The sequence below is a fragment of the Ruegeria sp. B11 genome, from assembly GCF_056539785.1.
In genome coordinates this window covers 1-24172 of record NZ_JBQFVO010000006.1, presented here as the reverse complement: position 1 = coordinate 24172, position 24172 = coordinate 1, and the positions used below count along the sequence as shown (strand labels likewise).

At 58.1% G+C, this 24172-nt stretch carries 24 protein-coding genes and 1 tRNA gene; 14 read left to right on the top strand and 11 right to left on the bottom strand.

Features of this window, described 5'->3' with window-relative positions; genetic code table 11:
- The first annotated feature begins 155 nt into the window (after positions 1 to 155).
- The 7 genes from ACR0I1_RS17410 (at position 156) to ACR0I1_RS17380 (ending at position 9811) form a co-directional block, all read left to right on the top strand.
- Complete coding sequence (locus ACR0I1_RS17410; protein ID WP_480707407.1) at positions 156 to 1259, top strand: cytochrome-c peroxidase; 1104 nt, start codon at positions 156 to 158, stop codon at positions 1257 to 1259.
- 11 nt (positions 1260 to 1270) lie between these two features.
- Positions 1271 to 2455 carry a cytochrome-c peroxidase gene (locus ACR0I1_RS17405; RefSeq protein ID WP_480707406.1) on the top strand — a complete coding sequence of 395 codons (1185 nt, stop codon included), beginning with the start codon at positions 1271 to 1273 and terminating at the stop codon, positions 2453 to 2455.
- Between the two features lie 5 nt (positions 2456 to 2460).
- Positions 2461 to 3030, top strand: coding sequence for an arsenate reductase (azurin) small subunit (locus ACR0I1_RS17400; protein ID WP_170425700.1), 570 nt, complete (start codon positions 2461 to 2463; stop codon positions 3028 to 3030).
- A 13-nt stretch (positions 3031 to 3043) separates the two neighbouring features.
- Positions 3044 to 5725 carry an arsenate reductase (azurin) large subunit gene (locus ACR0I1_RS17395; RefSeq protein WP_170664170.1) on the top strand — a complete coding sequence of 894 codons (2682 nt, stop codon included), beginning with the start codon at positions 3044 to 3046 and terminating at the stop codon, positions 5723 to 5725.
- 144 nt (positions 5726 to 5869) lie between these two features.
- On the top strand, positions 5870 to 8062 hold the full coding sequence (locus ACR0I1_RS17390) for a HEAT repeat domain-containing protein (protein WP_480707405.1): 2193 nt from the start codon (positions 5870 to 5872) through the stop codon (positions 8060 to 8062).
- A gap of 26 nt (positions 8063 to 8088) precedes the next feature.
- Positions 8089 to 8574, top strand: a complete 486-nt coding sequence (locus ACR0I1_RS17385; RefSeq protein WP_480707404.1) for a plastocyanin/azurin family copper-binding protein — start codon at positions 8089 to 8091, stop codon at positions 8572 to 8574.
- A complete protein-coding gene (locus ACR0I1_RS17380; RefSeq protein ID WP_480707403.1) occupies positions 8567 to 9811 on the top strand; it encodes a molybdopterin molybdotransferase MoeA in 1245 nt (414 codons plus the stop codon). The genes ACR0I1_RS17385 and ACR0I1_RS17380 overlap by 8 nt, the downstream gene beginning before the upstream one ends.
- A 153-nt stretch (positions 9812 to 9964) precedes the next feature.
- Here ACR0I1_RS17380 and ACR0I1_RS17375 read toward each other — a convergent pair whose 3' ends face one another.
- The 8 genes from ACR0I1_RS17375 to ACR0I1_RS17340 form a co-directional block, all read right to left on the bottom strand.
- Complete coding sequence (locus ACR0I1_RS17375; RefSeq protein ID WP_170425708.1) at positions 9965 to 10483, bottom strand: GNAT family N-acetyltransferase; 519 nt, start codon at positions 10481 to 10483, stop codon at positions 9965 to 9967.
- Positions 10480 to 11034 (bottom strand): helix-turn-helix transcriptional regulator, encoded by a 555-nt coding sequence (locus ACR0I1_RS17370; protein WP_170802552.1) that lies wholly within the window; start codon positions 11032 to 11034, stop codon positions 10480 to 10482. The genes ACR0I1_RS17375 and ACR0I1_RS17370 overlap by 4 nt, the downstream gene beginning before the upstream one ends.
- A gap of 116 nt (positions 11035 to 11150) precedes the next feature.
- Positions 11151 to 12167: a Fe(3+) ABC transporter substrate-binding protein gene (locus tag ACR0I1_RS17365; RefSeq protein WP_170566792.1), complete on the bottom strand. Its 1017-nt coding sequence runs from the start codon at positions 12165 to 12167 to the stop codon at positions 11151 to 11153.
- Between the two features lie 141 nt (positions 12168 to 12308).
- The gene (locus tag ACR0I1_RS17360) at positions 12309 to 12872 is read right to left on the bottom strand and encodes a hypothetical protein (protein WP_170398500.1); all 564 of its coding nucleotides are present in this window, start codon (positions 12870 to 12872) and stop codon (positions 12309 to 12311) included.
- Positions 12873 to 12892: 20 nt separating this feature from the next.
- Positions 12893 to 13414, bottom strand: a complete 522-nt coding sequence (locus ACR0I1_RS17355; protein WP_480707402.1) for a hypothetical protein — start codon at positions 13412 to 13414, stop codon at positions 12893 to 12895.
- The gene (locus ACR0I1_RS17350; protein ID WP_170398504.1) at positions 13404 to 13790 is read right to left on the bottom strand and encodes a hypothetical protein; all 387 of its coding nucleotides are present in this window, start codon (positions 13788 to 13790) and stop codon (positions 13404 to 13406) included. Before ACR0I1_RS17350 ends, ACR0I1_RS17355 begins: the two co-directional genes overlap by 11 nt.
- A 185-nt stretch (positions 13791 to 13975) precedes the next feature.
- Positions 13976 to 14101 (bottom strand): type B 50S ribosomal protein L36, encoded by a 126-nt coding sequence (gene ykgO, locus ACR0I1_RS17345; RefSeq protein WP_005648635.1) that lies wholly within the window; start codon positions 14099 to 14101, stop codon positions 13976 to 13978.
- 92 nt (positions 14102 to 14193) lie between these two features.
- Positions 14194 to 14268 (bottom strand) — tRNA-Val (locus ACR0I1_RS17340).
- A 149-nt stretch (positions 14269 to 14417) separates the two neighbouring features.
- Here ACR0I1_RS17340 and ACR0I1_RS17335 point away from each other — a divergent pair.
- Positions 14418 to 15290 (top strand): N-formylglutamate amidohydrolase, encoded by an 873-nt coding sequence (locus ACR0I1_RS17335; protein ID WP_170425714.1) that lies wholly within the window; start codon positions 14418 to 14420, stop codon positions 15288 to 15290.
- A 2-nt stretch (positions 15291 to 15292) separates the two neighbouring features.
- On the opposite strand, the gene ACR0I1_RS17330 is transcribed toward ACR0I1_RS17335, so the two are convergent.
- A complete protein-coding gene (locus ACR0I1_RS17330; protein WP_170737008.1) occupies positions 15293 to 16546 on the bottom strand; it encodes a DNA polymerase IV in 1254 nt (417 codons plus the stop codon).
- 91 nt (positions 16547 to 16637) lie between these two features.
- Between ACR0I1_RS17330 and ACR0I1_RS17325 the strand changes: the two genes are divergently transcribed.
- Positions 16638 to 17036 (top strand): NUDIX hydrolase, encoded by a 399-nt coding sequence (locus ACR0I1_RS17325; protein WP_170398509.1) that lies wholly within the window; start codon positions 16638 to 16640, stop codon positions 17034 to 17036.
- Between the two features lie 257 nt (positions 17037 to 17293).
- Here the strand turns inward: ACR0I1_RS17325 and pyrF are convergent, their stop codons facing one another.
- On the bottom strand, positions 17294 to 17998 hold the full coding sequence (gene pyrF / locus ACR0I1_RS17320) for an orotidine-5'-phosphate decarboxylase (RefSeq protein ID WP_170514647.1): 705 nt from the start codon (positions 17996 to 17998) through the stop codon (positions 17294 to 17296).
- 141 nt (positions 17999 to 18139) lie between these two features.
- Between pyrF and ACR0I1_RS17315 the strand changes: the two genes are divergently transcribed.
- Complete coding sequence (locus ACR0I1_RS17315) at positions 18140 to 18460, top strand: hypothetical protein (RefSeq protein WP_170636920.1); 321 nt, start codon at positions 18140 to 18142, stop codon at positions 18458 to 18460.
- Positions 18461 to 18587: 127 nt separating this feature from the next.
- Positions 18588 to 21206, top strand: coding sequence for an ATP-dependent chaperone ClpB (gene clpB, locus ACR0I1_RS17310; protein ID WP_170566798.1), 2619 nt, complete (start codon positions 18588 to 18590; stop codon positions 21204 to 21206).
- A 72-nt stretch (positions 21207 to 21278) separates the two neighbouring features.
- Here the strand turns inward: clpB and ACR0I1_RS17305 are convergent, their stop codons facing one another.
- The gene (locus ACR0I1_RS17305; RefSeq protein WP_170408243.1) at positions 21279 to 21656 is read right to left on the bottom strand and encodes a VOC family protein; all 378 of its coding nucleotides are present in this window, start codon (positions 21654 to 21656) and stop codon (positions 21279 to 21281) included.
- A 40-nt stretch (positions 21657 to 21696) separates the two neighbouring features.
- Here ACR0I1_RS17305 and ACR0I1_RS17300 point away from each other — a divergent pair, with 40 nt between their 5' ends.
- The 3 genes from ACR0I1_RS17300 (at position 21697) to msrQ (ending at position 23886) form a co-directional block, all read left to right on the top strand.
- On the top strand, positions 21697 to 22236 hold the full coding sequence (locus ACR0I1_RS17300; RefSeq protein ID WP_170408244.1) for a winged helix-turn-helix transcriptional regulator: 540 nt from the start codon (positions 21697 to 21699) through the stop codon (positions 22234 to 22236).
- Between the two features lie 131 nt (positions 22237 to 22367).
- The gene (gene msrP / locus ACR0I1_RS17295) at positions 22368 to 23267 is read left to right on the top strand and encodes a protein-methionine-sulfoxide reductase catalytic subunit MsrP (protein WP_480707401.1); all 900 of its coding nucleotides are present in this window, start codon (positions 22368 to 22370) and stop codon (positions 23265 to 23267) included.
- A 4-nt stretch (positions 23268 to 23271) separates the two neighbouring features.
- Positions 23272 to 23886 (top strand): protein-methionine-sulfoxide reductase heme-binding subunit MsrQ, encoded by a 615-nt coding sequence (gene msrQ / locus ACR0I1_RS17290; RefSeq protein WP_480707400.1) that lies wholly within the window; start codon positions 23272 to 23274, stop codon positions 23884 to 23886.
- Positions 23887 to 24172: the final 286 nt, after the last annotated feature.

Here is a 24172-nt window from a genome sequence, read left to right as displayed (position 1 = left end):
GGCCTTGGTTCAGATAAGCGACGATCACGTCGCCAATTCTCTGCGGATTTAATCTCGATCAAGGCATCGCGATACATGACCCTCTAATATTCGCCTCGTCGATCTCCGGTTAACCGGAGCGATCAGATTTGCGGATAATGAGGGCTTTTTAAATGATGACCAAAGCCAGAACGTGGTTCTCGGCACTGTCGACAGTTTCATTGCTGTCGGTTGGTGTTGCGTTCCCGGTTCACCATGCCCAGGCGGAACAGCCGGGCCCGGTAGAAGCCATTGAGTTCGACCAAGCCAAGGCGGCACTTGGCAAACGTTTGTTTTTTGACCCGCGCCTGTCTGGCGACACCGAACTGTCCTGCGCCAGCTGCCACCAGCCGGAAAACGGCTTTACCGACGGGCGGGCCCTATCGGATGCCTATGCCGGCAGCCTGCATTTCCGCAACGTGCCGACGCTGATTAACAGCGCCAAGCGCGCCGCGTGGTTCCATGACGGGCGCATTGGCACCAACCTCAACGACGCGACCCGCGAAAGCATCACCGAGACATACTCGATGAACATGGATATGCGTTTGATGCAGGAACGCATCAAGCAAGATCCGGTTTATGTCGAGATGTTCGAAGCCGCCGGATTTGGCGAGCCGTCGAACGGCGGGGTCCGTAACGCCATCCCGGAATATCTGAAAACGTTGATTTCGCGCGGCGCGCCGTTCGATACAGGCGAGATGTCGGAAGAAGCCAAGGCGGGCTATGAGCTGTTCAATGCCAGCGGCTGCAATTCCTGCCACTCGGGCGAGCGGTTCACGGATGATCTGCCGCACAATATCGGCGTGGGCGACAACCCCGATATCTGGGCGACCCCGGAACGTCACATCACCTTTGTGACCATGATGAAGTTCCTCGGCGTCGAGAATTACATGAACCTGCGCGCCGACCCCGGTGCGTATATCCGCACTCACACCGCCGATACATTCGGCACGTTCATAACCCCCACGCTGCGTGAGCTGATCTATACCGCGCCATTTATGCATAACGGCTCGATTGCGACGCTCGAGGATGTGGTGGCCTTCTACAACGCCGGTGGTGGCGAAGATGAAAACAAGGATCCGCGCATCAAGCCGCTTGGCCTCAGCGAGACCGAACAAGCACAGCTGGTGGCCTTCCTTAAGGCGCTGTCTGGTGAGCCGCTGACCGGCCCGGACTTCGTCGCCGAGGACATCGATACGGATTATGCGCCGATCGAAAACTGGCAAGACGCGACAAACTGAGGAGTGGACCCATGAAAGACCTAAAGTCTTACCTTTCAGGCACAATCGCCACCGCTGCCCTGTTTGCCGTCCTAGGTGCACAGGCGATTGCGGAAACCAGCATGGAGATTGAGGCCGGCATCGGTGGCGCAGACCCCGATGCAGACTCGCCGCTGGTGGCGCTGGGCGAGCCGCCGATCCCGCTGGACAACCCGCAAACCGACGCCAAGATCGAACTGGGCAAGATGCTGTTCTTTGATGCCCGTCTTGGCGGGAATCCGTCGACGCCCTGTTCGGCCTGCCACATGCCAGATGTCGGCTGGGACGTCGAGGCACCGATCTCGTTCGGCTATCCGGGCACGACCCACTGGCGCAATAGCCAGACCATCGTGAATTCGGCCTATTACGGAAAGCTGTTCTGGGCGGGTTCAAGCAAAAGCCTTGAGAGCCAGGCCAAATCCGCCGCAGGCGGTGCGGTCGCCGGCAACGGTGAGGCCGACATGATGGAGGCGCGCCTGGCCTTCGTCCCCGAATATGTCGAACGCTTCAACGATGTCTTCGGCGATCAGTGGCCGCGTATCAGCAATGCATGGCGGGCCATCGCCGCGTTTGAACGGACCATAGTTCAGACCGACACGCCCTTCGACAATTATCTGCGTGGGGATGACGCGGCGCTGACCGACGAGCAGAAACGCGGGCTGGAATTGTTCACTGGCAAGGCGCAGTGTTCCGAATGCCATAACGGTGCGTTGCTGTCGGATGAAAAATACTACAACACCGGTGTGCCCGCCTATGACGGTTGGCAGGACGATGGTCTGGCGCAAGTGACCTTCCGGTATGAGCTTTTTGCCAAAGGCTCGACCGAAGAGATGTACCGCCACACCAAGGACGACCCCGGCTTCTATTTCCGTACCAAGGAAAAGGCCGACAAGGGTAAGTTCCGCACGCCAAGCCTGCGCTACACCCTCTATACCGAACCCTACATGCACAACGGCATGTTGGAGACGCTTGAGGATGTGGTCGAGTTCTACAACCAGGGCGGCGGCGAGAATGAGTTCTCGGCCAATAAATCTCCGCTGATCCAACCCCTTGGCCTGAATGATCAGGAAAAAGCGGATCTGGTGGCCTTCCTGAAATCCCTGTCCGGTGACGAGATTCTGGTCGAAGAACCTGATCTGCCGGATTACCAGCCGCTTCCCGCGGCAGCAGAGGAGTAAGCGTCATGAAAGATCATAACGCAACCGGATGCAGCTGTTCGGGCGAGGCCAAAAAGGCCTGCACCGTGAACCGCCGCCAGTTCCTGTTCGCCTCGGGTGCCACCACCTTTGCCGTGATGGTGACCATGCCCACCCGCCATGGCCAGGCGGAACAGGTGCCCGCTTTGGTATCGACCTATCCGCGCAAGCTGATCGGCAAACTTTCCGAGTTGGAACAGGATGTGCCGGTCGAGTTCTACTACCCGGACGAGGGCGACTATTCGGACTCGATCCTTGTGAAAACCGGCGTGGAAAGCGGCGGCGGCATTGGTCCGCAAAAGGATGTTGTGGCCTTCAACCTCACCTGCACCCATCAGGGCGGGTCGATGTATGACAGCTACAAGCCTGAACATAAGGTGCTGGGCCCGTGCCCGTTGCACCTGTCCACCTATGACGTGACACGGCACGGCATCCTCGTCTCGGGGCAGGCCTACCAATCGTTGCCACAGGTCCTTTTGGAACTGGATGGTGACGATATCTACGCCGTTGGCATGTTCGGCCTGATCTACGGCCGTTACGACAACCTCATTGCATAAGGGAAGCGGAATCATGGCAACCCCGTATTACGTACCCGAAACCAACGTCCCGCTGCCGCCCAAAGGGGCCGAGGTCATCTCGACCGCCTGCGACTACTGCATCGTGGCTTGTGGTTACAAAGTCTACCGCTGGCCCGTGACGGCCAAACCCGGTGGCCCAACTGCGGACGAGAACGCCTTTGGCGAGGATTTCCCCGTTGCACCGTTGGGTGCCTGGGTCGCGCCGAACCAGCACAATATCGTACTGCACAAAGGTCAGCCGCACCACGTGGTGATCATCCCTGACAAGGACACGCAATACGTCAACACCGACGGCGACAGTTCCTTGCGGGGCGGATGTATCGCGCAGAAATGCTATAACCCACAGACCCCGACGCGTGACCGTCTGAAGACACCGCTAATGCGGATCTATGGCACGCTGATGCCGGTTCCGTGGGATCTTGCGCTGGATGTGGCGGCTGAGGTGGGCAACCACGTGATCGCCAAGCACGGTACCAATGCCTATGGCGTAAAAACATTCAGCTATCAGTATATCGAGAACACCTATGCGATCTCGAAATACGCGCTGCGCCATATCAACACCGCGAACTTTACCTTCCACGACACGCCGTCCGATGTCACCTCGACCCCCGGTTTCCGGGATGCGGGTTTCGACAATTTCGGCCCGTCGTACGAAGATTGGCGCGACGCGGAAACCCTTCTGGTCTGTGGCACCGACCCGTATGAGACCAAGACTATCCTATATACCCAGTGGATGATGAAGGGGATGCAGAACGGTCAGAAAGAGATCTATCTGATTCCGCGCCGGTCTGCCGGTGTGGCCCATGCTGAAAAGATGGGTGGCCTGCATATCGACGTTCTGCCCGGTACCGACCTGCTGGTCGTCAACGCCATCGCCCGCGTCATCGTGGAAAATGGCTGGGAAGACAGCGACTGGATCAAGAAATGGGTCAACAACAAGTGGGAAAGCTCGTCGGGCTTCGGTCAGGGCACCCGGAACACGCCATGGCAGTGGCGCACTACGTGGGGCAAGTTCCAGACCAAAGGCTTCGAGGATTGGAAAGAATGGCTGCTGTCGCAGGACGAATTCGCGCCTGAGACCGCCGCCGCTATGGCCGAGATCGACGTGCAGAAGATCTATACGGCTGCTGAATGGCTGGCCAAACCCAAGGCGGATGGCACCCGGCCCAAGACCTCGGTCATGATCGAGAAAGGGTTCTACTGGTCGAACAACACCGGCAACACACAGGCGATATCCGCGCTGGGCATCATCTGTGGCTGTGGCGGTCGTCCGGGTCAGGTGATTGGCCGGGCCGGTGGTCACCAGCGGGGCGGCGTGAAGGGCGGGAAATACCCGCGCAACAAGTCGCCCGAGAAACTGCCGGGTCGCCGTCGCCGCGCCATGGATACGGACCGGTATCTGATTGCAGGTCATACCCGTATGGCCCATGTGATCGGCACCACATGGATTCAGGCGATGTGTGGTTCGCAACAGTTAGCTGACAAGTTCGAGGAACTGACCGTCCGCAACCCGCATCAGATTGCGTCTTTCGACAAGCAAGAAATGATCGACACGCTGAAGGCCCGCGCCGACAGCGGCGGTATGGTGGTCATCAACCAGGACATCTATCTGCAGGATCCGATCGGCAACCGCTATGCCGACATCGTGTTCCCCGCAGCGACCTGGGGCGAAGAGGACTTTCTGCGCGCCAACGGCGAACGCCGCCTGCGCCTGTACCAGAAGTTCTATGATGCGCCCGGTGCGGCCAAGCCCGACTGGTGGATCATTGCGCAACTGGCACAGCGGATGGGCTTTGACGGGTTCGACTGGCAGAACTCGAACGAGGTTGCCGAAGAGGCCGTGCGCTTTACGCGCGGGTCGCGCAAGGACTTCCACGCGGTCTTCCGTCTAGCCAAGAAAGAGGGCAAGGGTCTGCACCAGAAGGTCCGAGAATTCGGCACCGATGGTGTGCAATGCCCGGTCATGCTGGATGCCGACGGTGTCACGCTGATTGAAACCAAGCGTCTGCATGACACAACCCGCACGCTGCCTGATACCGGTGCGGCTGGTGCGGATGTATTCAACAAGAAGCTGACGCACTTCAACAGCCAGACCGGCAAGTGCAACATCCAGAAATCGCCGTGGGGCCTGTTCTCGGATTACTGGGAATGGTTGAAACCCAACAAGGACGAAGGCGAGTTGTGGGCCACATCCGGTCGGATCAACGAACGCTGGCAGTCTGGTTTCGACGACCGCCGCCGCCCCTATATCGTGCAGCGCTGGCCGGAAAACTGGGTCGAGATTCACCCCGACGATGCGGCCGAGCGTGGCATCGAAAACGGTGATTACGTGATGGTTTACTCCGAACGTGTTCCGGGCAACAAGCACACTTTGCTGGGTGTGGAAGGCGACGACTTCCAGTTCTCGAAACTGATGGAGAATGGGCATATCGAACTGACCAAAGCGGCGATCACCGCCGTGGCCATGGTTACGCCCGCCATAAAGAAAAGCGTCGTTTACATGGACTTCCTGCACATGCAGCAGCCCGCCAACGCGCTTGAGGGCCGGATCGTCGACTGGATCAGCGGCAACTACAACTACAAGATGGGCGTTGCCAAGGTCCGCAAGCTGGGTCCGAGCCCCTACAAGACCTCGTTTCGCACGATGTCCTTCGCGCCGCGCGACATCGCCTGACGCTTTTCCGGGGGGCGGACGCCATGCCGCCCCTCGGGTCCGGTCCCGCTGCAGAAGGGACCACCTGGAAGGCAGGCTTCGGTTGGGAAACCTGTCTTCCACATTCACCCAACCCGTCCCAACGCAAAACATGGCAGACCTGATATGAACATGCATTCCGATACCGCCCTGCGTGACGAGGCCACCAGCCTGTTCTCCGACTACGCAAAATCCGATTATGACGTGATCCGCCTGCGCGCTATTCAGGCCCTGACCGCCATTGGAGCCAGCAACAGCCCGGCCTTGGTCGAGGCGTTGCTGGATGATGACGAGGACGTCCGTCAAGACGCAGCCCAAGCGCTGGGCGCGCTGGGCGTAACGGAGGCCGCGCCGCAACTGCTGGAAAACTTGATCCATGATCCCTGCGGTGAGGTGAAACTGGCCTGCGTCACCGCCTTAGCACAGCTGAACGCCAAGGACGCCACGCCGTACTTGCGCACCCTCGTCACTGGACGCGGCGAGGATATCACGTGGGACGAGGACGAGCTGCATCAGGATGAATGGGACGACTGGCTGGATACTCAGATCGCGGCGATCAAAGCGTTAGGTCGCATGGGCGATGCGGCTGCGATTGAACCCATTGTCATGGCCCTGATGGACGAAGACGGGCAAGAACTGGGGGATGTGGCCTGCGAAGCGCTGGGCCAGATCGGTACGCCGTCCGTGCCGACCTTGGGTGTGTTCGCTCAATCCTCGAACCGCCGTCTGCGTCACCGCGCTCTGCGCACGCTGGCCACCATCGGAGGACCCGAGGCCGAAGCCATTTTGCGCAAGGCTGTCACCGACAAGGACGGGGCCGTGCGTCTGATCGCCTATGAGGCGCTGATGCCAAGCGACCCCGCATTGGTCGAACAGGCGCTGACCGACGCAATCGAGGATATTCGTATCGCGGCGCTGAACCTCTCGGGCTTCTCGGAACCCGAACTGCTGGACCGCATGATGCGCGACCCCGGCGCCAAGGTGCAACTGGCGCTGATTGACCGGTTAGACCGCAGCCGGCCTATCGTTGATCAAGACGACCTGCGCTGGCAGGTGCTGGATTTCCTCGCAACCGGACAACAGCCCGAGGTCTCGGCGCAGGCGCTGGGCCTGCTGGCGGCGTTGGCCCCGCAACTGGTGGCAGATCGGCTGAACGCGCTGTTTTCGGTCGATGCCGATGACCTCAAGGCCGAGCGTCTGCAATGGGCGATCGTAGACGCGCTGGCGACCTCGCCCCTGCGCGAGACGGCAGAGTGGTTGCAGCGCGCCTGCCGCTCGCCTTTTCGGTCGGTGCGGCTGAAAGCAGTTGCGTCAGTGGCGATGATTGTTACTGACACCCACCGCCCGCATGTGAACCAGCAGCAGGGCCGCGAATTGCTGCTGTCCTTCGCGCTCGTCCCGATGAGCGTGGTCGAAGACGCGCACGAGGAAGAGGCCCCGCAAACCGACATCGCCGCGCTGGAAGAGGCAGGGCTGGATGTATCCGACGGTGGTGAAAACGGCCCTACCTCCAGCCTCGGCGCGATCCTTGGCCATGACGCTATCGCGGCAGAGATGAAGAAAGAGGCCGAGGATGATGACCTGCACCCCTTGACGCCACGCGAGCAGGCATTGTTGGTCAAGGCCACCCGCCATCCCAAACGCCGCCGCGTGGCGTTGGATGACAATGCCGAAGCCTTGGAGCGTGAGACCCGCATTTCGGCCATCCGCCTGCTGGGCGACGTCACAGGTATGCAGATCATGCTGGCGCAGATCGCGCAGGACCCCGAGACCGAGATCGCTGCGCAGGCGCTGGCGGCACTGGGCTTGTCGGTCGCGCGCAACGGGTCCGAACTGAACCAGTCGCATTTGATCGAGCTGATCACACAGGGGCTTTCGCATACCGATGCCAATCTGTCCCTGCAGGCGCTGAACCTGCTGCAACAGGCTGACCTGCCACCGCAGGATGCGCTGCGGGGCAAATTGCGGGCTATGCTGAAAACCGGAGATACTGCCTTTCGTATCGACGCCATGCAGATTTTGACCCGCTGGGACGGGACGGCCGATGTGGCGCGCAGCTTGCTGGACGATGTCTCGGCCCCGGTACGGCAGGCGGCGATGCGGCTTTTGTCTGAAACGGCCCCGGATCAGGCTGGTGCGGCCATCGTACCCTTCCTTCTGGCCAATCCTGAGCAACGGATCGTGACCTATGTCAATGACAGCACCCCTGCCTTGGTGTCCATTGGGCGCGAATTGTTGGCCGGATTGCGCGACGAGAACCGCCGCGCCCAGTGGCCGGTGTTGATCAGCGCTTTGGCCGACCTGTTGGGAGACCCCTAGCGGGCGGTCTGAAACCGGAGGGATAGATGGCGATTTCGCTGAAACTATGCGCGGCGATTCTAACGGGGGCAATGGCTTTTGGTAGTGTCGCACTGGCCGAGGAGATCCCCGAGGTTGCCGTAGTTCATCAGGTCATCGACCTGAACGCCGACACTCCGGCGCATGCATTTCGGTTCGAACCCAAATTCCTGCAGGTTCCCGCTGGGGCGACTGTGCGTTTCAAAGGCTCGACCGGGCGGCACACGGTCACTGCCATTCCTCGAATGATACCCGTGGGCGCGCGCGTCTTCGAGATTCGGGGCAAACCCGAACTGGATCTGACTTTCGAGAAAGAGGGAGTCTACGGCATCCGTTGCCGCGTTCATGGGCGTCACGGAATGGTCATGCTGCTGGTAGTTGGTGATCCAAGCTCGAATCTCGAAGAAGCCAAGGCCTATCTACCTAAACTTGGAGAGGCCGAGCGGGTCGGTTTCGAAGAGCTCTTTGCGTATGTGGAGGCCCAAAATGGCTGATGGATGTGCCTGCGACCACCATGCTCATATGTACCTGACCGTAGATGACGCCCTGAGGCGCGGTTTGTCCGTGGCCAACCCCATCACGGATACCGAAACACTACCGCTGGTGCAGGCTATTGGCCGGATACTGGCTGAGAATTGCGACAGCAAGGTAGACATGCCCGCCTTCGATAACTCGGCTATGGACGGCTATGCCGTTCGCAGCGCCGATCTGGGCGAGGGGCCTGTGTTCGAACTGCTAGTTGGCGGTCGCATAGCCGCCGGCGATAGCGGCGCACACGATGCGCCGGATGGCGGTGCCTTGCGTATATTCACAGGAGCGCCGGTGCCGTCTGAGTTCGATGCGGTATTAATGCAGGAAGACTGTGAGTTTCAGTCCGATCGCATCCGGTTCAACCGCCGTCCAAAATCCGGTCAGCATATCCGTCGCGCGGGCGAGGATTTGAAAGCTGGTGCCCCGATCCTGCGGCGCGGGTGTGAAATTTCCGCGCGTGAGGCCGCCGCGTTGGCCTCGGCTGGTTATGGCGAGGTGAAGGTTTTTCGCAAGCTCAAGGTCACGATCTTCTCGACCGGTAGCGAGCTGCGCCAGCCGGGTGAAGCGCTTGGCCCCGGACAGATCTACAACTCGAACCGCTACATGCTTTTGGCTTTGCTGGATAAACCCTGGATCGAACTAGCCGACCGAGGCCCGGTCGAAGATGATCCGGTGCTGCTGAAGCAGGTCTTGAGGGATGCCTGTAATAGCTCGGACCTGATCATCACCACGGGCGGTGTTTCGGTCGGGGACGAAGACCACATGCCGCGCCTGTTCAGTGAAATCGGTGGCGAAACCGAGGTGATGAAAGTGGCGATGAAACCCGGCAAGCCGATCATGTTCGGTTGTCGGGGTGATGCGCTTTATGTGGGCCTGCCGGGAAATCCGGTTTCGGCCTTTGTGACGTGGCAGATCATTGGTGCGCGGATGATGGAACGCCGTGCCGGTCTGCATCGGAACGAACGCACCCCCGAGCAGGCGGTTTTGGCAGAACCTCTTCAACGCCGCGCGGGGCGGCGTGAGTACCGCCCGGTAAGCATCGACGGATGTACACCGAATGGCGCACCGCGATTGCGCCTGATGGCCGAGTCTTACAGCGGGCGCGTTGCCCTTCTTGCACAGGCCGATGGTCTGGTAATTATTCCGGCAGAAACTGAGAAGCTGCCAGCCGGAGAAGCTCTGGAGTTCCTTCGATTCTAGATTGATCCCGATGCGCTTGAGGTATCAAATTCTTTGGTCAACGAGCGCCCTTTGCTGTCGATGGCGCGCGGCTGTAGGCCATTGGTGCCGACCTATGTCGGGACCTTCGGGGATCGCCGAATGCTCTGTCGCGAATGTGCGCGCGACGGACAGCTAGGTGACGTCCTTGAACATGTAAGTGGTCGGCTCCAGCCGATCCTCAAACGGGTTTCGGCAATAGTTCGGGATCTCTCCGGCAATCTGAAAACCCATCGACTGATACAGCAAGCGTGAAGGATCGCTGCTACGGGTGTCCAGCACCAGCATCGTGCGTTTCAATTCCCGAGCACGCTCATGCAGTGCCTCCATCAGCGACCGACCCAAACCGCGACGGCGAGCCTGCGGATGAACCAGCAGCTTTGCCACATCCGCGCGATGTGGCTGGTTTGGCATTGCGGCGGGGATCAGTTGCACCGTGCCCAGAATGCGTCCGTCACCATATGCGACAAACAAATCGAGTGTCTCCGCGCGGAGTTCGGGCTGCACCCTGTCCCGCCAATAGGCGCGGGCATCGTCCCGCGAAAAAGGAAGGATGAACCCGATACTGGCACCGGTATGGACACAGCGGTGCAGGATATCGGTCAGATCCTCAAGCGCTTCGTCGAAATATTCCTGTGGCAATCGCGTAATCATATCAGCACCAACAGATAGCGCGCACCGCGTTTGGGTCCGGTTTCGAACTGCGTTGGCCCCGACAGGTGATAGCGAAGGCAGTCGCCGCCGCTGAGCGCATGGGCAATCCCGTCCACTGTCAACGTTAGCCCTCCATCAAGTAGGATCAGGTGGTGCTCCTGTCCCGGCTTGGGCGGAGTATCGTAGGTGATGACAGTACCTGGGGGCAAATGACCTTCCATTACTTCCCCACTGAGGCCAGTCGCCGGTGGTGAAACCGAACGGCGGGTAAACCCGCTTTCGGGGTCATGCCATTCAGGCTGCTTCTCGAAAGGTACTTTGGGATCGAAACTGTCTTCGACCATCATCAGCAGGCGTGACATGGGCAGGCCGTATGCCGCGCATAAACGGCCAAGCGTTTCAGCGGTAGGGCTGACATCACCGTTTTCCATTCGCGACAGTGTCGCCCGGCTGATCCCACTTTGGTCTGCCAGCTGCTCAAGCGACCAGCCATGACCCTTGCGCAGCTCGTTCAGACGCTTAGCGAGGCGGTTTGATAGTGTATCGAGCATGGCTCACATATGGGAATCAGTTACGAATATGGGATTATTGCCTTGCTTTACTTCAAACACAATAGAAAAAGGGCGCAGAAATCTGCGCCCTTTTGCTGCTCGGGTATCGGACTGGATTACTTCCAGCCAACTTCGTTAAAGATCTTCTGTGCCTCGGGGATGTTTTTGGCGACTTCTGATAGGTTCACCTTATCCGCTTTGAATTCCCCCAAAGCGGCCACGTTCTCAGCCAGCGCAACGCCTTCGACAGCGGGGAATTCATCGTTTCCGTTCGAGAAGTAGACCTGTGCCTGATCGCTTGCGAGATACTCTAGGAACTTAATCGCGTTCTCTTTGTTCGGCGCGTTAGCTGCGACGCCCGCACCCGAAAGGTTCATATGCGCGCCTTCGGCGTCCTGTGCCGGGAATTGCACGCCGATCATCTCGATATCCGCGCTCAGGTCTTTGACGTCTTTGCGTATGGCGCGGGCGAAATAGTATGAGTTCGAAACTGCAATCTCGCACTCACCCGATACGATGCCGCGCAGTTGGTCGGTGTCACCGCCCTGAGGTTTGCGTGCCATATTGGCAACGATACCTTCGGCCCATTTCCTGGCTTCTTCCACACCGTGATTGGTGATGATCGATGCCAAAAGCGTCTGATTATAGGTATTGCTGGACGAGCGAATGCAAACCAGCCCCTGATACTCAGGCTTTGCCAGATCCAGATAAGTTGCAGGCGGGTTAGCGACATCAGCTTTGTCAAAGAAGATGATCCGCGCGCGCTGCGAAAAGCCGTACCACTGATTGTCTTCGTCCTGTAGGTTCGAAGGGATACGCTCCTCCAATACCGTACTTTCGACTGGTTGCAGGATGCCTGCGTTTTTGGCGCGCGCCAGACGCGAAGTGTCGACCGTCAGCAAGATATCAGCGGGCGAGTTTGCGCCTTCGGCTTCCATCCGCGCGATCAGTTCGTCGGCCTTGCCTTCGATGCGGTTGATGGTGATGCCGGTGGCCTCTTCGAAGTCGGAATACAGGCGTTCGTCGGTGTCGTAGTGGCGCGAGGAATACAGGTTCAGCTCGCCCTCGGCTGCGGCAGAGGTGGCGATCAGGGCCGTCAGGGTGGCGGCAAAGCAGGTAGAGGATTTCAGCATCATTTGTCCCAACATTGAAAATCGTGACGGGGATTAACCCGACTGATTTGGTCAATTAAACGATTCTCGGTGGGATGCAAGGAAATCCGACAAAATTAGTTGGTCAAAACGTCGCTGAACTTACCTTGCCGGACGGCCCCTTCAGGATTGACGCCGCCTACTTTGTTTTCTTTCGGGTTGCGGTGGGACGGGTGACGGTGCCGGCTCGGGGTCCGGATCGTCGCTGAGCACCGGTTCTTTGGTCAGCATCGCCTGTGTTACCGCTTCCATGTATTTCTGCAGCATGACCGGCGGATCAGCTGGGGCCAGCTTGATTGACAGCCTACTTGCGCCTTCCTGATTATAGGCATAGCGCGAGGAATAACTTGCGTTGACCTGCGCCGCCACGGGGCCCCAGCCACCTTTGACCGATGCGCTGCCTGATTTCTCGGTCTGTTTGGTCATCGAGATCGCCATCTTTACCTCGATCTCGGCCTCTTGCACCGCATAGAACGCGGGCAGGAAACCCATCGACACGAGGCTGAATTCCTTTGGGGGACCATCGGGGTTGGATAGATCGGGAAGCTGGATCTTCTGATCCGCCATGTATTTGGCGATATCAGTCGAATGTCTATCCAATTCAGTTTGCGACTCTGCCACGGAAATCGCCAGTTTCTGAACCATTTCCGCGAAAGGGACGTTTAGCAGTTCCTGCCCGATACTCATTTCCAATCTCCTTTGTGAATTCAGTCTCTATCAATAATCTTCGTTGCGGACCGTCTTTTGACCGAGAACGAGACCTTCGCTGCGTTCTGGCTGACCGCCTGTTTCTTCGCGTTTGTAGCGAACTGGGCTTTATTGCCATCCCGACCAAGCCCAACAAAGGCTTCGACCTGGACATTGTCGATGGTGAAATCGTCGCTGCCGTCGGATCCTGCAAGGATCTGTTCGCCCAGGGCCTGCGAAAAAACCTGCGCATCCACGATCTGCGTATCTTTGTCTTCAACCTCCATTCCGCTCTGGCCTCCGGCCATTGGGTTCACCACCGGAGAACCCGAGCCCATCAGCATGCCACTGCCTCCTTCTTCCAGATCGTCGATCTGGTCTTGCAGGTCCTGGATCGTCTCCAGCAACACGACCTCGCGCGCCTCCAGCGCGGTCAGGCGGTTTTCCAATGACTGAAGCAGTGTGGTGAACGCCTCGGGCAGTTCGGTGACGCGCACATCTATAGGCTGTTTTTTGGGGGTCTTGTCCTTTTTAGTCGCCATCGACCCCTCCACCAGAACCACCTTCATCCACCGGTCCCGGCGCAAACCGCATCCGCATGGTCGACGCGCTGCTTGCATCGAGCGTATCTGTCTGCGTCAGTTTTGGCCCACACAGAAACGCGCCAATGATCCCGCGTTTGCCTTCTTCTGTGGTACTGGTCATCTCCATGACGACCTTCAATTCTACATCGACATCCTGCATGTGGTAAAAGACTGGCGGAATGCCCATCTCGCGCAGTTCCTGAGGATAGTTCTTCAGCGCGTTCAACTGATCCAGACTAAGCTGTTCGGCGGCTTGGGCCACGCTTCGGCCTATATCGGCCACCATCTCGGTCAGGGTTGTTCCTAATAGCGTATCCAGATCATCGTTAGCCAACCCGACCTCCCGTCATAAAAAACAGGGAAAGCGTAGCACGAGACCGTCTCATAACAATACTAAATCTCAGAACCGGACTTTCGGAGCGATTTCCGGCGCTTCCGCCGACATGAAAGGGCGTTAGAAGCAGGGCATAAAAAAACCGCGCTCGAAAGCGCGGTTTTTGAATTAAGTTCGTGCAGTTCTTAGCCCTGGCGAGCTTTGAACTTGCGCTGCGTCTTGTTGATCACGTAGACGCGGCCTTTGCGACGCACAACCCGGCAATCACGGTGCCGGTTTTTGAGCGAGCGGAGCGAGTTCTTGACCTTCATGGGTCTGTCTCCAATCTGCGGCGCCTTCATCAAAGACGTGGCCAGCGCCTGGGTTAATCGGGTGCCCCGGAAAGACCAGAGCAATGAATTCATGGTGGGCGGTACAAGGATCGAACTTGTGACCCCTTCGATGTCAACGAAGTGCTCTACCGCTGAGCTAACCGCCCATGAAACCGTTGCGTGACCTGCCCCATAACGAAATGGGGCGCGGAACCCCGCGCCGGTAGCGGGGTCTATAAAAGGAGTCGTTGGGGGGATCAAGGGGTTTGGCAGAACTATTTTACGGTCTATGTTGAGTGCGAACAACGGAGAGCCCATGCCCGACGCCGCCACCAATGCAGCCTATATTCTGGATATGCCCGCAACGCGTACGTCCTGCGTGGTATTTGCCTCGCCCCATAGCGGTCGGACCTATCCCGAGTCTTTGTTGAAGCGGTCTGTTTTGAACCGCAATATGATTCGGTCCTCCGAGGATGCGTATGTCGATCAGCTTTTTTCCTCAGTCGCTGAATTCGGTGCACCGCTGCTCGCCGCGGCCATGCCGCGCGCCTATCTGGACCTGAATCGCAATTCGGATGAATTGGACCCCGCTTTGATACAGGGTGCGCGTCGTCACGGACATAATCCGCGGGTTACCTCGGGCCTCGGGGTGATTCCCCGCGTGGTCGCCAACGGCAGGGCGATCTACAGCGGCAAGCTGACTATGGATGAGGCGCGCCTGCGGATCGATACCTATTGGCGTCCATACCATACTCGTCTGAAATCTCTGCTGGCGGAATCGCATCAGTTGTTTGGGCAGGCCATTCTGATTGATTGCCACTCGATGCCGCACGAGGCGGTGGCGCTGGCCGGCGGCTCGCGCCGGGCCCGACCGGAAATCGTTTTGGGCGATCGGTTCGGTGCGGCCGCTTCCGGTGTGATCGTTGATCAGATCGAGGCCGCTTTTGCCGACGCGGGTCTGAATGTGGCGCGCAACACGCCTTTTGCAGGGGCCTACGTCACCCAGACCTATGGTCGACCTGCCCGCCATCAGCATGCGGTTCAAATCGAGATCGATCGTTCACTTTATATGAACGAGGAAACGATCCAGCCGAACGGCAACTTTGAGGCGTTGCGTGATGTGTTGCGGCAGGTCACCGCGCAGATCACCAGTATCGGGTCCGATCCAATGTCACTTGCCGCCGAATAGACCTAGCGCAGCGCACGACCTTTTACGATTGCATCACTGCCGAAACGGCGCCGGATTTCGTCCGTCGCACGTTCGGCCTGTGATCGGCGTTCTGCACCGGGATCCAGAAGGTCGCCCGAGATATCGGCCTGATCCTCTGAGCACAGGTCAGACAGGCCGCATCCCAAAAGGCGATAGGGACCCTGATCGCCAACCTGATCAAATAGCCCACGAGCGGTGCGATAAATCCGATCCGCTATCTGAGTCGCATCGCGTAGCGATATCCGCCGGGTGATGATCTTGTGGTTGGCCTGTTTCAGCTTCAGCGTCACCACTCGCCCAGCCAATCCCTTGGCTTTGGCCCGGTCGGCTACCTTTTCAGACATACGCCACAGATGCCCGTCCAGAATTTCAAGACTGGCGGTATCCTCGAAAAAAGTGGTCTCATTACTGATCGACTTCATCGGCTCATGGGCCGATACGCGCCGTTTGTCCTGCCCTCGCGCCAGATGCCACAGACGGTAGCCCATTGATCCGAACCGCGCTGTCAGCGCCTCCTGATCCCAGCGCAGAAGATCAGAAAATGTGCGAATCCCTGCGCGATCCAGTGATTCCTGCGCCGCCGGACCAATTCCCCAGATTAATCGCACCGGCCGGTCATGCAGGAAATCAGCCGTCTCGGCCTGGCCGATCACTGAAAAACCCCGAGGCTTGTCGAGATCCGAGGCCACCTTGGCCAGAAACTTGTTATGGCTCAAGCCAATCGATCCCGTCAGGCCCAGCTCATCTTTCATCCTCTTGACCAGACGTGCAAGCATGACCGCTGGCGGTGCACCATGCAGCCGCTCGGTGCCGGATAGGTCCATGAACGCCTCATCCAGCGACAGTGGTTCAACATCAGGTGTCAACTCGTCCATCATGGTGCGTATCTCGCGCGAGACGCTGGCATAGACCGACATACGTGGTTTGATCACCACCGCTTCGGGGCATAGTTGAAGCGCCTTGAACATTGGCATGGCTGAACGTACCCCGCGAACGCGGGCCACGTAACAGGCAGTCGAAACCACCCCGCGCTTGCCGCCGCCAATGATCACAGGCTTGTCGGCAAGTTCGGGATTGTCGCGCTTTTCGACCGAAGCATAAAAAGCATCGCAATCCATATGCGCGATCGTCAGGTCAAACAGCTCTGGGTGCGATTTGACCCTCGGGCTGCTGCAAGTTGGGCAGCGCGGCCCTTGCTTAATTTCCTTCAGGCAGTCGCGACAGATGGCGGGCATGATGTAGTTTCTTTCCGGCCAGCGGCGGATTGGTCAAGACATTCGATAGGTTAAAAGGTATCGCGAATGGATAAGGATAAAAAGAGGACCGATGGACTTCACCGGGGCAAAAATAGCGTTGTTTCTGGGGCACAAGCTGCTGGTCATTCTAAGAGATGATCGATCAGATATTCCGTTTCCAGGTCATCTCGATTTTCCAGGCGGCGGGAAAGAGCCAGGTGAAACACCGATCGAATGCGCGTTGCGTGAAACAGATGAAGAGGTTGGACTGCGCCTGTGCGCAACCGATCTTGTCTGGTCACGGCAATATGGTCAAAGCTGGTTCTACGTCGCCCTGCGCCCGCCGGAAGATGTTGGTCTGATCCGTTTTGGGGACGAAGGGCAGGGGTGGAGGCTGATTTGTCCGCAGGATTATCTGTCGAATCCGTTGGCCATTCCAAATTTTGCAGATCGCCTTCGGGATTATTTGTCGGAAACGGCGCAGCTTTGAACGGGACTTCGAAAGAAAACCCCCCGCGCCTGCGGGGGGAGGTAACGAGCCTCAGGAAGAGATGGCCCGTTGGGGAGTGTCTTGTGTGTAGAATCGCCGAAAATGGCGTTTTTCGATAGCCACAAGCCGAACGCCATAAAACTCATGTTTTTCATGTGTGTTTTCGGGCACAGGGACGATTTGGCGCGGCGGCGCGAAAAATTGACCTAACGTCAATTGCTTGAGCACCGTTCCTTCCGCAATTTTTGGCTTTTCGCCTAATGGTGAGTCAATGAATTTAACTCGCTCAAAACTGCTTGTGCGGCGGCTTTGGGGTCATCCGCCTGATAAATCGGGCGGCCCACAACGATATGATCGGCCCCATCGCCGATTGCACTGGCCGGGGTTGCGACGCGCTTTTGGTCGCCCAAAGCTGCACCAGCAGGGCGTACCCCAGGGGTTACAATCAAACGACCTTCGGATTGGGGCAGGGCGCGGATTAGCGCGGCTTCCTGAGGGCTGGCGATCACGCCATCAGCTCCGGCCTCGAAAGCCTTGGCCGCGCGTTCTACAACGAGGTCCTGCACGTCACCCGCTTTCAGAAGGCTTGCATCCAGATCGTCCCTGTTCAGTGATGTTAGGACGGTTACCGCCAGAATTTTCATGTCCTTGCCTGCAGCGCCCTCCTTTGCGGCGCGTACGACATGCGGATCACCATGCACCGTCAAGAAGTCCAGATCGAACTGAGCCAACCCACGCACTGCATTTTCTACAGTGTTGCCGATATCGAACAGCTTCATGTCCAAGAAAATGCGCTTTCCGTGATCCTGTTTCAACTCGTTGGCCAACGCCAGACCGCCGCCAGTCAACATACCCAGCCCGATCTTATAGAACGAAACCGAGTCGCCCAGCCGCTCGGCCATGGCTAGACCCTGCAGGGCGTTTGGGACGTCGAGGGCTACGATAAGGCGGTCATCGGACATGGGGCGCTCCTTTTTGGCAAACGTTTGCGTCCTAACGGGTTCAGGGCGATCTGTCCATGTGTGAAGTCCGAGGTGACGCAGATCACTCACTATTTTGCGCAATGTGCTAAAGTACCGACGTTCAGAACAGGGATAGAAATGATGAAAAAGGTAATAGTACTTGGCGTGGCACTGATGTTGGCCGCATGCGAAGACGCGCCTCAAAGCGATCCGCCCGAAACCGGTGTCGCGCCGGCTCCAACCAATGACAATCTTCTGTTAGTGCGTGGGTACCGATCGGAAGACGACTGGTGTCAATTGACCGGGGAAACAGCCTATACCGGCAACTTCCTCGATCATACAGCAGATCTGGTTTCATGCCCTACAGGCAGCAGTGCCGAGCAGTCTTTGGTCGAAATGTACAACGCTGAATTGATGGGAGAAACTGGCGGTTATTCCGTCTACTCGATTCCGCGCGGATGACGCCGTTTTATATGCTCTAGCCTCTTGAATGGGAAAAGACATTTCCCAAATTGAATGTGAGGCCCAGACCGACGCGTGCCGCCAAGCGGGCGCATCAATACGGGGCGCTTAAGAAAAGGAGAATGCTATGGACTTGAACAAGTTCACCGAGCGGGCACGGGGTTTCGTGCAAGCCGCGCAGACCATTGCGCTGCGCGAGGGGCACCAAAGGCTGGAGCCCACACATATCTTGAAAGCATTGATGGACGACGATCAGGGGCTGGCCAGCAACCTGATCACACGCGCTGGCGGCGCACCGAACCGCGTGGTTGAGGCGTTGGACGCGGCCATGGGCAAAATCCCTAAGGTCAGCGGCGACGCCAGCCAGATCTATATGGACGGCCAGACCGCCAAGGTTTTGGACGAGGCAGAGAAGCTCGCCACCAAGGCGGGCGACAGCTTTGTGCCGGTCGAACGCGTTCTGATGGCGCTGTGTATGGTGAAATCCAAAGCCAAAGAGGCTTTGGAGGCCGGTGCTGTATCGGCCCAGAAACTGAACGAAGCGATCAACGATATCCGCAAGGGCCGCACTGCTGACACCGCATCGGCGGAAGAAGGCTACGACGCGCTTAAGAAATATGCGCGCGACCTGACCGAGGCTGCAGCCGAAGGCAAGATCGACCCGATCATCGGGCGGGATGAGGAAATCCGCCGTTCGATGCAGGTTCTGTCGCGCCGCACCAAGAACAATCCGGTACTGATTGGTGAACCCGGCGTCGGTAAGACCGCGATTGCCGAGGGCATGGCCCTGCGCATAGTCAATGGTGATGTGCCGGAATCATTGAAGGACAAGAAGCTTCTCGCGCTCGACATGGGTGCGCTGATCGCCGGTGCTAAATATCGAGGTGAGTTCGAAGAACGACTGAAGGCTGTTCTGACCGAAGTGACCGAAGCCGCCGGTGAGATCATACTGTTCATCGACGAGATGCACACGCTGGTAGGTGCAGGTAAATCCGACGGTGCGATGGATGCCGCCAACCTGATCAAGCCTGCGCTTGCCCGGGGTGAGCTGCATTGTATCGGCGCGACGACGCTGGATGAGTACCGCAAATACGTCGAAAAAGACGCGGCGCTTGCGCGGCGGTTCCAGCCGGTGATGGTCACTGAGCCGACAGTTGAGGACACGATCAGCATCCTTCGCGGTATCAAGGAAAAGTACGAGCTGCACCACGGTGTGCGCATCTCGGACTCGGCGCTCGTGTCGGCGGCGACCCTGTCGCATCGCTACATCACCGACCGCTTCCTGCCTGACAAAGCCATCGACCTTGTCGATGAAGCGGCTTCGCGTTTGCGGATGGAGGTGGATTCCAAGCCCGAGGAACTCGATCAGCTGGATCGTCAGATCCTGCAAATGCAGATCGAGGAAGAGGCGCTGAAGCTGGAAGATGACGCGGCCTCCAAGGATCGTCTGGAAACCTTGCAAAAGGATCTGGCCGACCTGCAGGAGCAATCCGCTGAGATGACTGCTCAGTGGCAGGCAGAACGCGACAAGCTCGCGGGTGCCCGTGATCTTAAGGAACAGCTCGACAAAGCTCGCGCTGATCTGGAAATCGCGAAGCGCGAAGGGAACCTCGCCAAAGCGGGTGAGCTGTCCTACGGTGTCATCCCTGAGCTTGAGAAAAAGCTGACCGAGGCTGAAAACGCCGAAAGCAACGCCATGATGGCCGAGGAAACGGTGCGCCCAGAACAGATTGCGTCGGTGGTCGAACGCTGGACCGGTATCCCGACCTCGAAAATGCTGGAAGGCGAGCGTGAGAAACTGCTGCGGATGGAAGACGATCTGCATTCCCGCGTGATCGGTCAGGATGCGGCGGTGACCGCCGTGGCCAACGCCGTGCGCCGCGCGCGTGCGGGTCTGAATGACGAAGGTCGCCCGCTGGGCTCGTTCCTGTTCCTTGGACCCACGGGTGTGGGGAAAACCGAGCTGACCAAGGCCGTGGCGAACTTCCTATTCGACGACGACAACGCGATGGTACGCATCGATATGTCTGAGTTTATGGAGAAGCACGCGGTCGCCCGTCTGATCGGGGCCCCTCCGGGCTATGTCGGCTATGACGAAGGCGGTGTGCTGACCGAAGCCGTGCGGCGCCGGCCCTATCAGGTCGTGCTGTTTGATGAGGTCGAAAAGGCGCACCCGGATGTGTTTAACGTGCTGCTGCAGGTTCTCGATGATGGTGTGCTGACCGATGGTCAGGGTCGTACCGTGGATTTTAAGCAGACGCTGATCATCCTGACGTCGAACCTTGGCTCTCAGGCGCTGAGTCAGTTGCCCGAAGGCGCGGACAGCGCGCAGGCGCGGCGGGATGTGATGGACGCAGTCCGGGCACATTTCCGGCCCGAGTTCCTGAACCGTCTGGATGAGACCATCATCTTTGACCGGCTCAAGCGGGCCGATATGGATGGCATCGTCGATATCCAGATGGCACGTCTGCAGAAACGTCTGGCTGCCCGCAAGATCGAGCTGGCACTGGACGATGGCGCGAAGGAATGGCTGGCCAATGAAGGCTATGATCCGGTCTTCGGTGCCCGCCCATTGAAACGCGTGATCCAACGCGCCCTGCAGAACCCGTTGGCCGAAGCACTGCTGGCCGGTGAGATAAAGGATGGTGAGACCGTTCCGGTGACCGCCGGAACCGATGGTTTGATCATCGGCGACCGGCTGGGAACGTCCGAGCGTCCGCGCCCGGATGATGCAGTCGTGCATTAAGTCTCAGGTAATGAAGAGACCCGCCATCCAGGCGGGTCTTTTTTTGGTGGCTTGTATTGCGACTAAGAGCGTTCAGACCTGCCCGGTCAGATCCTGCGCCAGCATCATTGCATTGCCGTCCGGGTCGTAAAATGTGGCGGTGCTGACCATCCCCTCGATCGTCTCGGTTTCGCCGTCAAACCGAACGCCGGACCCTTCCAGAGCACCGCGTGCGCTTGCGATATCAGCAACACCAAAGACCGGAACGGTGTTTCCGGGCGCGGGTTCTGCCTGCTCGCCCAAACCAAGGGTCACGCCTTCGGTTTTGGTGAGCATCTCGCTCCAACCCGCCTCATCAATATGATGGATCAACTCAAACCCGAGCTTGTCATTATACCAGCGCGCACTGGCGTGGCGATCTTTGACCGAAATGGCAAGAGTGATGGTGTTTTCTAAGGAAACGAGGGGCATGGAACTTTCCTTTTGTCCTAAAATAAAGTAACTATATTTTATGGACATAAAACTACTTGTCAAGCTTACCTCCCGGGCCTGGTCACTGAACATTCTTGCGCAGCTGCACCAAGGGGTTCCGGGCAGGCAGGCCCCGTTGCTCGCCGCGACGGGCGCAAGCCGGACGGCGTTTGCGGCAAGTCTGGAGCATCTGGCTAGCCTTGGCTTGCTTGAACGGAACCCGGGCCACGGGCACCCTTTGCGACCTGAATTCCGTTTGACCAAAGCCGGGGTTCAGGCGGCGGCTGTAGCGGCAGAAATCATGGCCTTGGTGCCGGATGATACTGAATTGAAGCTACTGCGCCGCAGCTGGACGGTTCCTATTCTGGCGCTGACCCGCCAACCGCGGCGCTTTTCAAGGCTCAGGTCGGATCTTCAGGTGATCACTGATCGCGCATTGTCATCCTCGCTCAAGCAATTAGAGGAGCAGGACTGGGTTCGGCGCGATATCGAAACTTCGGCCCGGCTGCCCTTTCCGACCTATCAGGCGGTCAATCTTGGGTGCGAAATAAACCGTGTTGTCGGCTTGAACATCGGGTGACCGTTATCCTCGCGCCCAAGCGTACCTAATTTTCGTTACAATCTGTTCGCTCAATCGTGACGCCTGTTTCCTTGGCTCTGTGCTATCAGACCTTACCTCAGTTTCGAGGTTAATGGATAACGGAGAACCAAATGGCGCATCGCTGGACCAACAAACTGACGCATGCGGACGTCACCCCAAGGGCGGCGTTTCTGAACCGGCGACAGGTCATGGCCGGTTTGGCGGGTGTCGGGCTGGCGGGTCTGGCGCGGCCAGCGGCGGCCGAGGCGCTTGAACCGAATACATGGGAAGAGATTACTTCCTACAACAATTTTTATGAGTTCGGGACTCGCAAGGATGATCCGGCGAAATATGCACACACACTGGTAACCGAGCCCTGGAGTGTAACCATCGACGGTCTGGTCGACCGCCCTGGTGAATATGATTTCAAAGACATCATGTCTGAAATGACTGTTGAGGAGCGAATCTATCGGTTCCGCTGTGTTGAGGCCTGGTCGATGGTGATACCTTGGAACGGGTTTGAACTGGCAGATCTACTCGGCATGGCTGGCGTTCAGGACGGCGCGAAATACGTGGCGTTTGAGACCGCCTATCGTCCCGATGAGATGCCGGGTGTCGCGTATCCGGTGCTCGACTGGCCGTATCGCGAAGGGCTGCGTTTGGATGAGGCGATGCATCCGCTGACCATTATGGCTACTGGGATCTACGGCAGGGACATCCCGAACCAGAACGGCGCGCCTTTGCGATTGGTGGTACCGTGGAAATACGGCTTCAAATCGATCAAATCGATCGTGCGGATTACCTTGACGGATACGCAGCCTCCGACAAGTTGGAATATGGCGGGTCCGCGTGAATATGGATTCTACAGCAATGTGAACCCCAATGTGGATCACCCCCGATGGTCGCAGGCCTCGGAACGCCAGATCGGCGGAGGCCTGTTTGCCAAGCGAATCCCGACGCTGATGTTCAACGGATATGAAGATGAGGTCGCCAGCCTTTACGAAGGCATGGATCTGGCGAAGAACTACTGAGATGATGCGGCGGCTCAACGACCTCTTGCGACGGCTTCCCAATTGGGCTGTTTATCTGCTGGGCGCACTGCCTGTGCCCTGGTTGTTTTATCAGGGCATGACCGGTGGTCTCGGGGTCGAGCCGATCGAGGCGCTCGAGCACGAGTTTGGCGAACTGGCGCTGCAGCTTCTGATTTTGGGTCTCGCGATTTCGCCCTTGCGTCGCTTCGCTGGCCTAAATCTGATGAAGTTCCGCCGCACGATAGGTGTACTGACATTTTCCTATGTCGCATTGCACCTGTTGATTTGGCTGGTTCTGGATGTTCAGATTCCCAGCCAAATCTGGGCGGACATTATCAAGCGGCCCTATATCACGGTGGGCATGGCTGCTTTTGTATTGTTACTGCCGCTTGCAATCACGTCTAACAACTGGGCGGTTCGCCGTTTGGGGCCTCGTTGGCGCAAATTGCATCGTCTGGTCTACCCGGCAGCAATTCTGGGCGCGCTTCATTATGTGATGCTGGCGAAGGGGTTTCAGATCGAGCCATTGGTCTACCTGGCTATTATTCTGGGCCTTCTGGTCATGCGCCTGCCGGTCACATCATTCCTGATCCGGCTTAGGCAAGCCGATTCAGCCTGACTCGCAGGCGAGTCTGTGGGTAACAGTGTGAATAACATATCCATGGCGCTGATTTGCGATGGTCTGTGTCCGCGACTTCCGGGTTGAATGGCTGGATGCTCTTCGTAACCGTTTGTTTTAGTAAGATAAAATCCTGTTTTTGCGTTTTTTTGCGTTTTTTTGATTTTTCCACTTGCGGCTTTTGGGCGATATACTTAGAACGCCCTTCACCGGCGCTGCTGAGGTGCTGGGACGCGGTGGAAGCTGCGGAGACGCTCGGGAGAGACTGGGGGCATCTGAGGTTTTT

Coding starts and splice junctions, on each gene's coding strand:
- ACR0I1_RS17355 (WP_480707402.1), bottom strand. CDS start 13,414: ATGGCGACTAAAAAGGACAAGACCCCCAAAAAACAGCCTATAGATGTG.
- ACR0I1_RS17335 (WP_170425714.1), top strand. CDS start 14,418: ATGCCCGACGCCGCCACCAATGCAGCCTATATTCTGGATATGCCCGCA.
- msrQ (WP_480707400.1), top strand. CDS start 23,272: ATGCGGCGGCTCAACGACCTCTTGCGACGGCTTCCCAATTGGGCTGTT.
- ACR0I1_RS17410 (WP_480707407.1), top strand. CDS start 156: ATGACCAAAGCCAGAACGTGGTTCTCGGCACTGTCGACAGTTTCATTG.
- ykgO (WP_005648635.1), bottom strand. CDS start 14,101: ATGAAGGTCAAGAACTCGCTCCGCTCGCTCAAAAACCGGCACCGTGAT.
- ACR0I1_RS17380 (WP_480707403.1), top strand. CDS start 8,567: ATGGCTGATGGATGTGCCTGCGACCACCATGCTCATATGTACCTGACC.
- ACR0I1_RS17370 (WP_170802552.1), bottom strand. CDS start 11,034: ATGCTCGATACACTATCAAACCGCCTCGCTAAGCGTCTGAACGAGCTG.
- ACR0I1_RS17315 (WP_170636920.1), top strand. CDS start 18,140: ATGAAAAAGGTAATAGTACTTGGCGTGGCACTGATGTTGGCCGCATGC.
- ACR0I1_RS17390 (WP_480707405.1), top strand. CDS start 5,870: ATGAACATGCATTCCGATACCGCCCTGCGTGACGAGGCCACCAGCCTG.
- pyrF (WP_170514647.1), bottom strand. CDS start 17,998: ATGTCCGATGACCGCCTTATCGTAGCCCTCGACGTCCCAAACGCCCTG.
- ACR0I1_RS17375 (WP_170425708.1), bottom strand. CDS start 10,483: ATGATTACGCGATTGCCACAGGAATATTTCGACGAAGCGCTTGAGGAT.
- ACR0I1_RS17325 (WP_170398509.1), top strand. CDS start 16,638: ATGGACTTCACCGGGGCAAAAATAGCGTTGTTTCTGGGGCACAAGCTG.
- ACR0I1_RS17400 (WP_170425700.1), top strand. CDS start 2,461: ATGAAAGATCATAACGCAACCGGATGCAGCTGTTCGGGCGAGGCCAAA.
- ACR0I1_RS17305 (WP_170408243.1), bottom strand. CDS start 21,656: ATGCCCCTCGTTTCCTTAGAAAACACCATCACTCTTGCCATTTCGGTC.
- msrP (WP_480707401.1), top strand. CDS start 22,368: ATGGCGCATCGCTGGACCAACAAACTGACGCATGCGGACGTCACCCCA.
- ACR0I1_RS17360 (WP_170398500.1), bottom strand. CDS start 12,872: ATGAGTATCGGGCAGGAACTGCTAAACGTCCCTTTCGCGGAAATGGTT.
- ACR0I1_RS17405 (WP_480707406.1), top strand. CDS start 1,271: ATGAAAGACCTAAAGTCTTACCTTTCAGGCACAATCGCCACCGCTGCC.
- ACR0I1_RS17385 (WP_480707404.1), top strand. CDS start 8,089: ATGGCGATTTCGCTGAAACTATGCGCGGCGATTCTAACGGGGGCAATG.
- clpB (WP_170566798.1), top strand. CDS start 18,588: ATGGACTTGAACAAGTTCACCGAGCGGGCACGGGGTTTCGTGCAAGCC.
- ACR0I1_RS17300 (WP_170408244.1), top strand. CDS start 21,697: ATGGACATAAAACTACTTGTCAAGCTTACCTCCCGGGCCTGGTCACTG.
- ACR0I1_RS17365 (WP_170566792.1), bottom strand. CDS start 12,167: ATGCTGAAATCCTCTACCTGCTTTGCCGCCACCCTGACGGCCCTGATC.
- ACR0I1_RS17395 (WP_170664170.1), top strand. CDS start 3,044: ATGGCAACCCCGTATTACGTACCCGAAACCAACGTCCCGCTGCCGCCC.
- ACR0I1_RS17330 (WP_170737008.1), bottom strand. CDS start 16,546: ATGCCCGCCATCTGTCGCGACTGCCTGAAGGAAATTAAGCAAGGGCCG.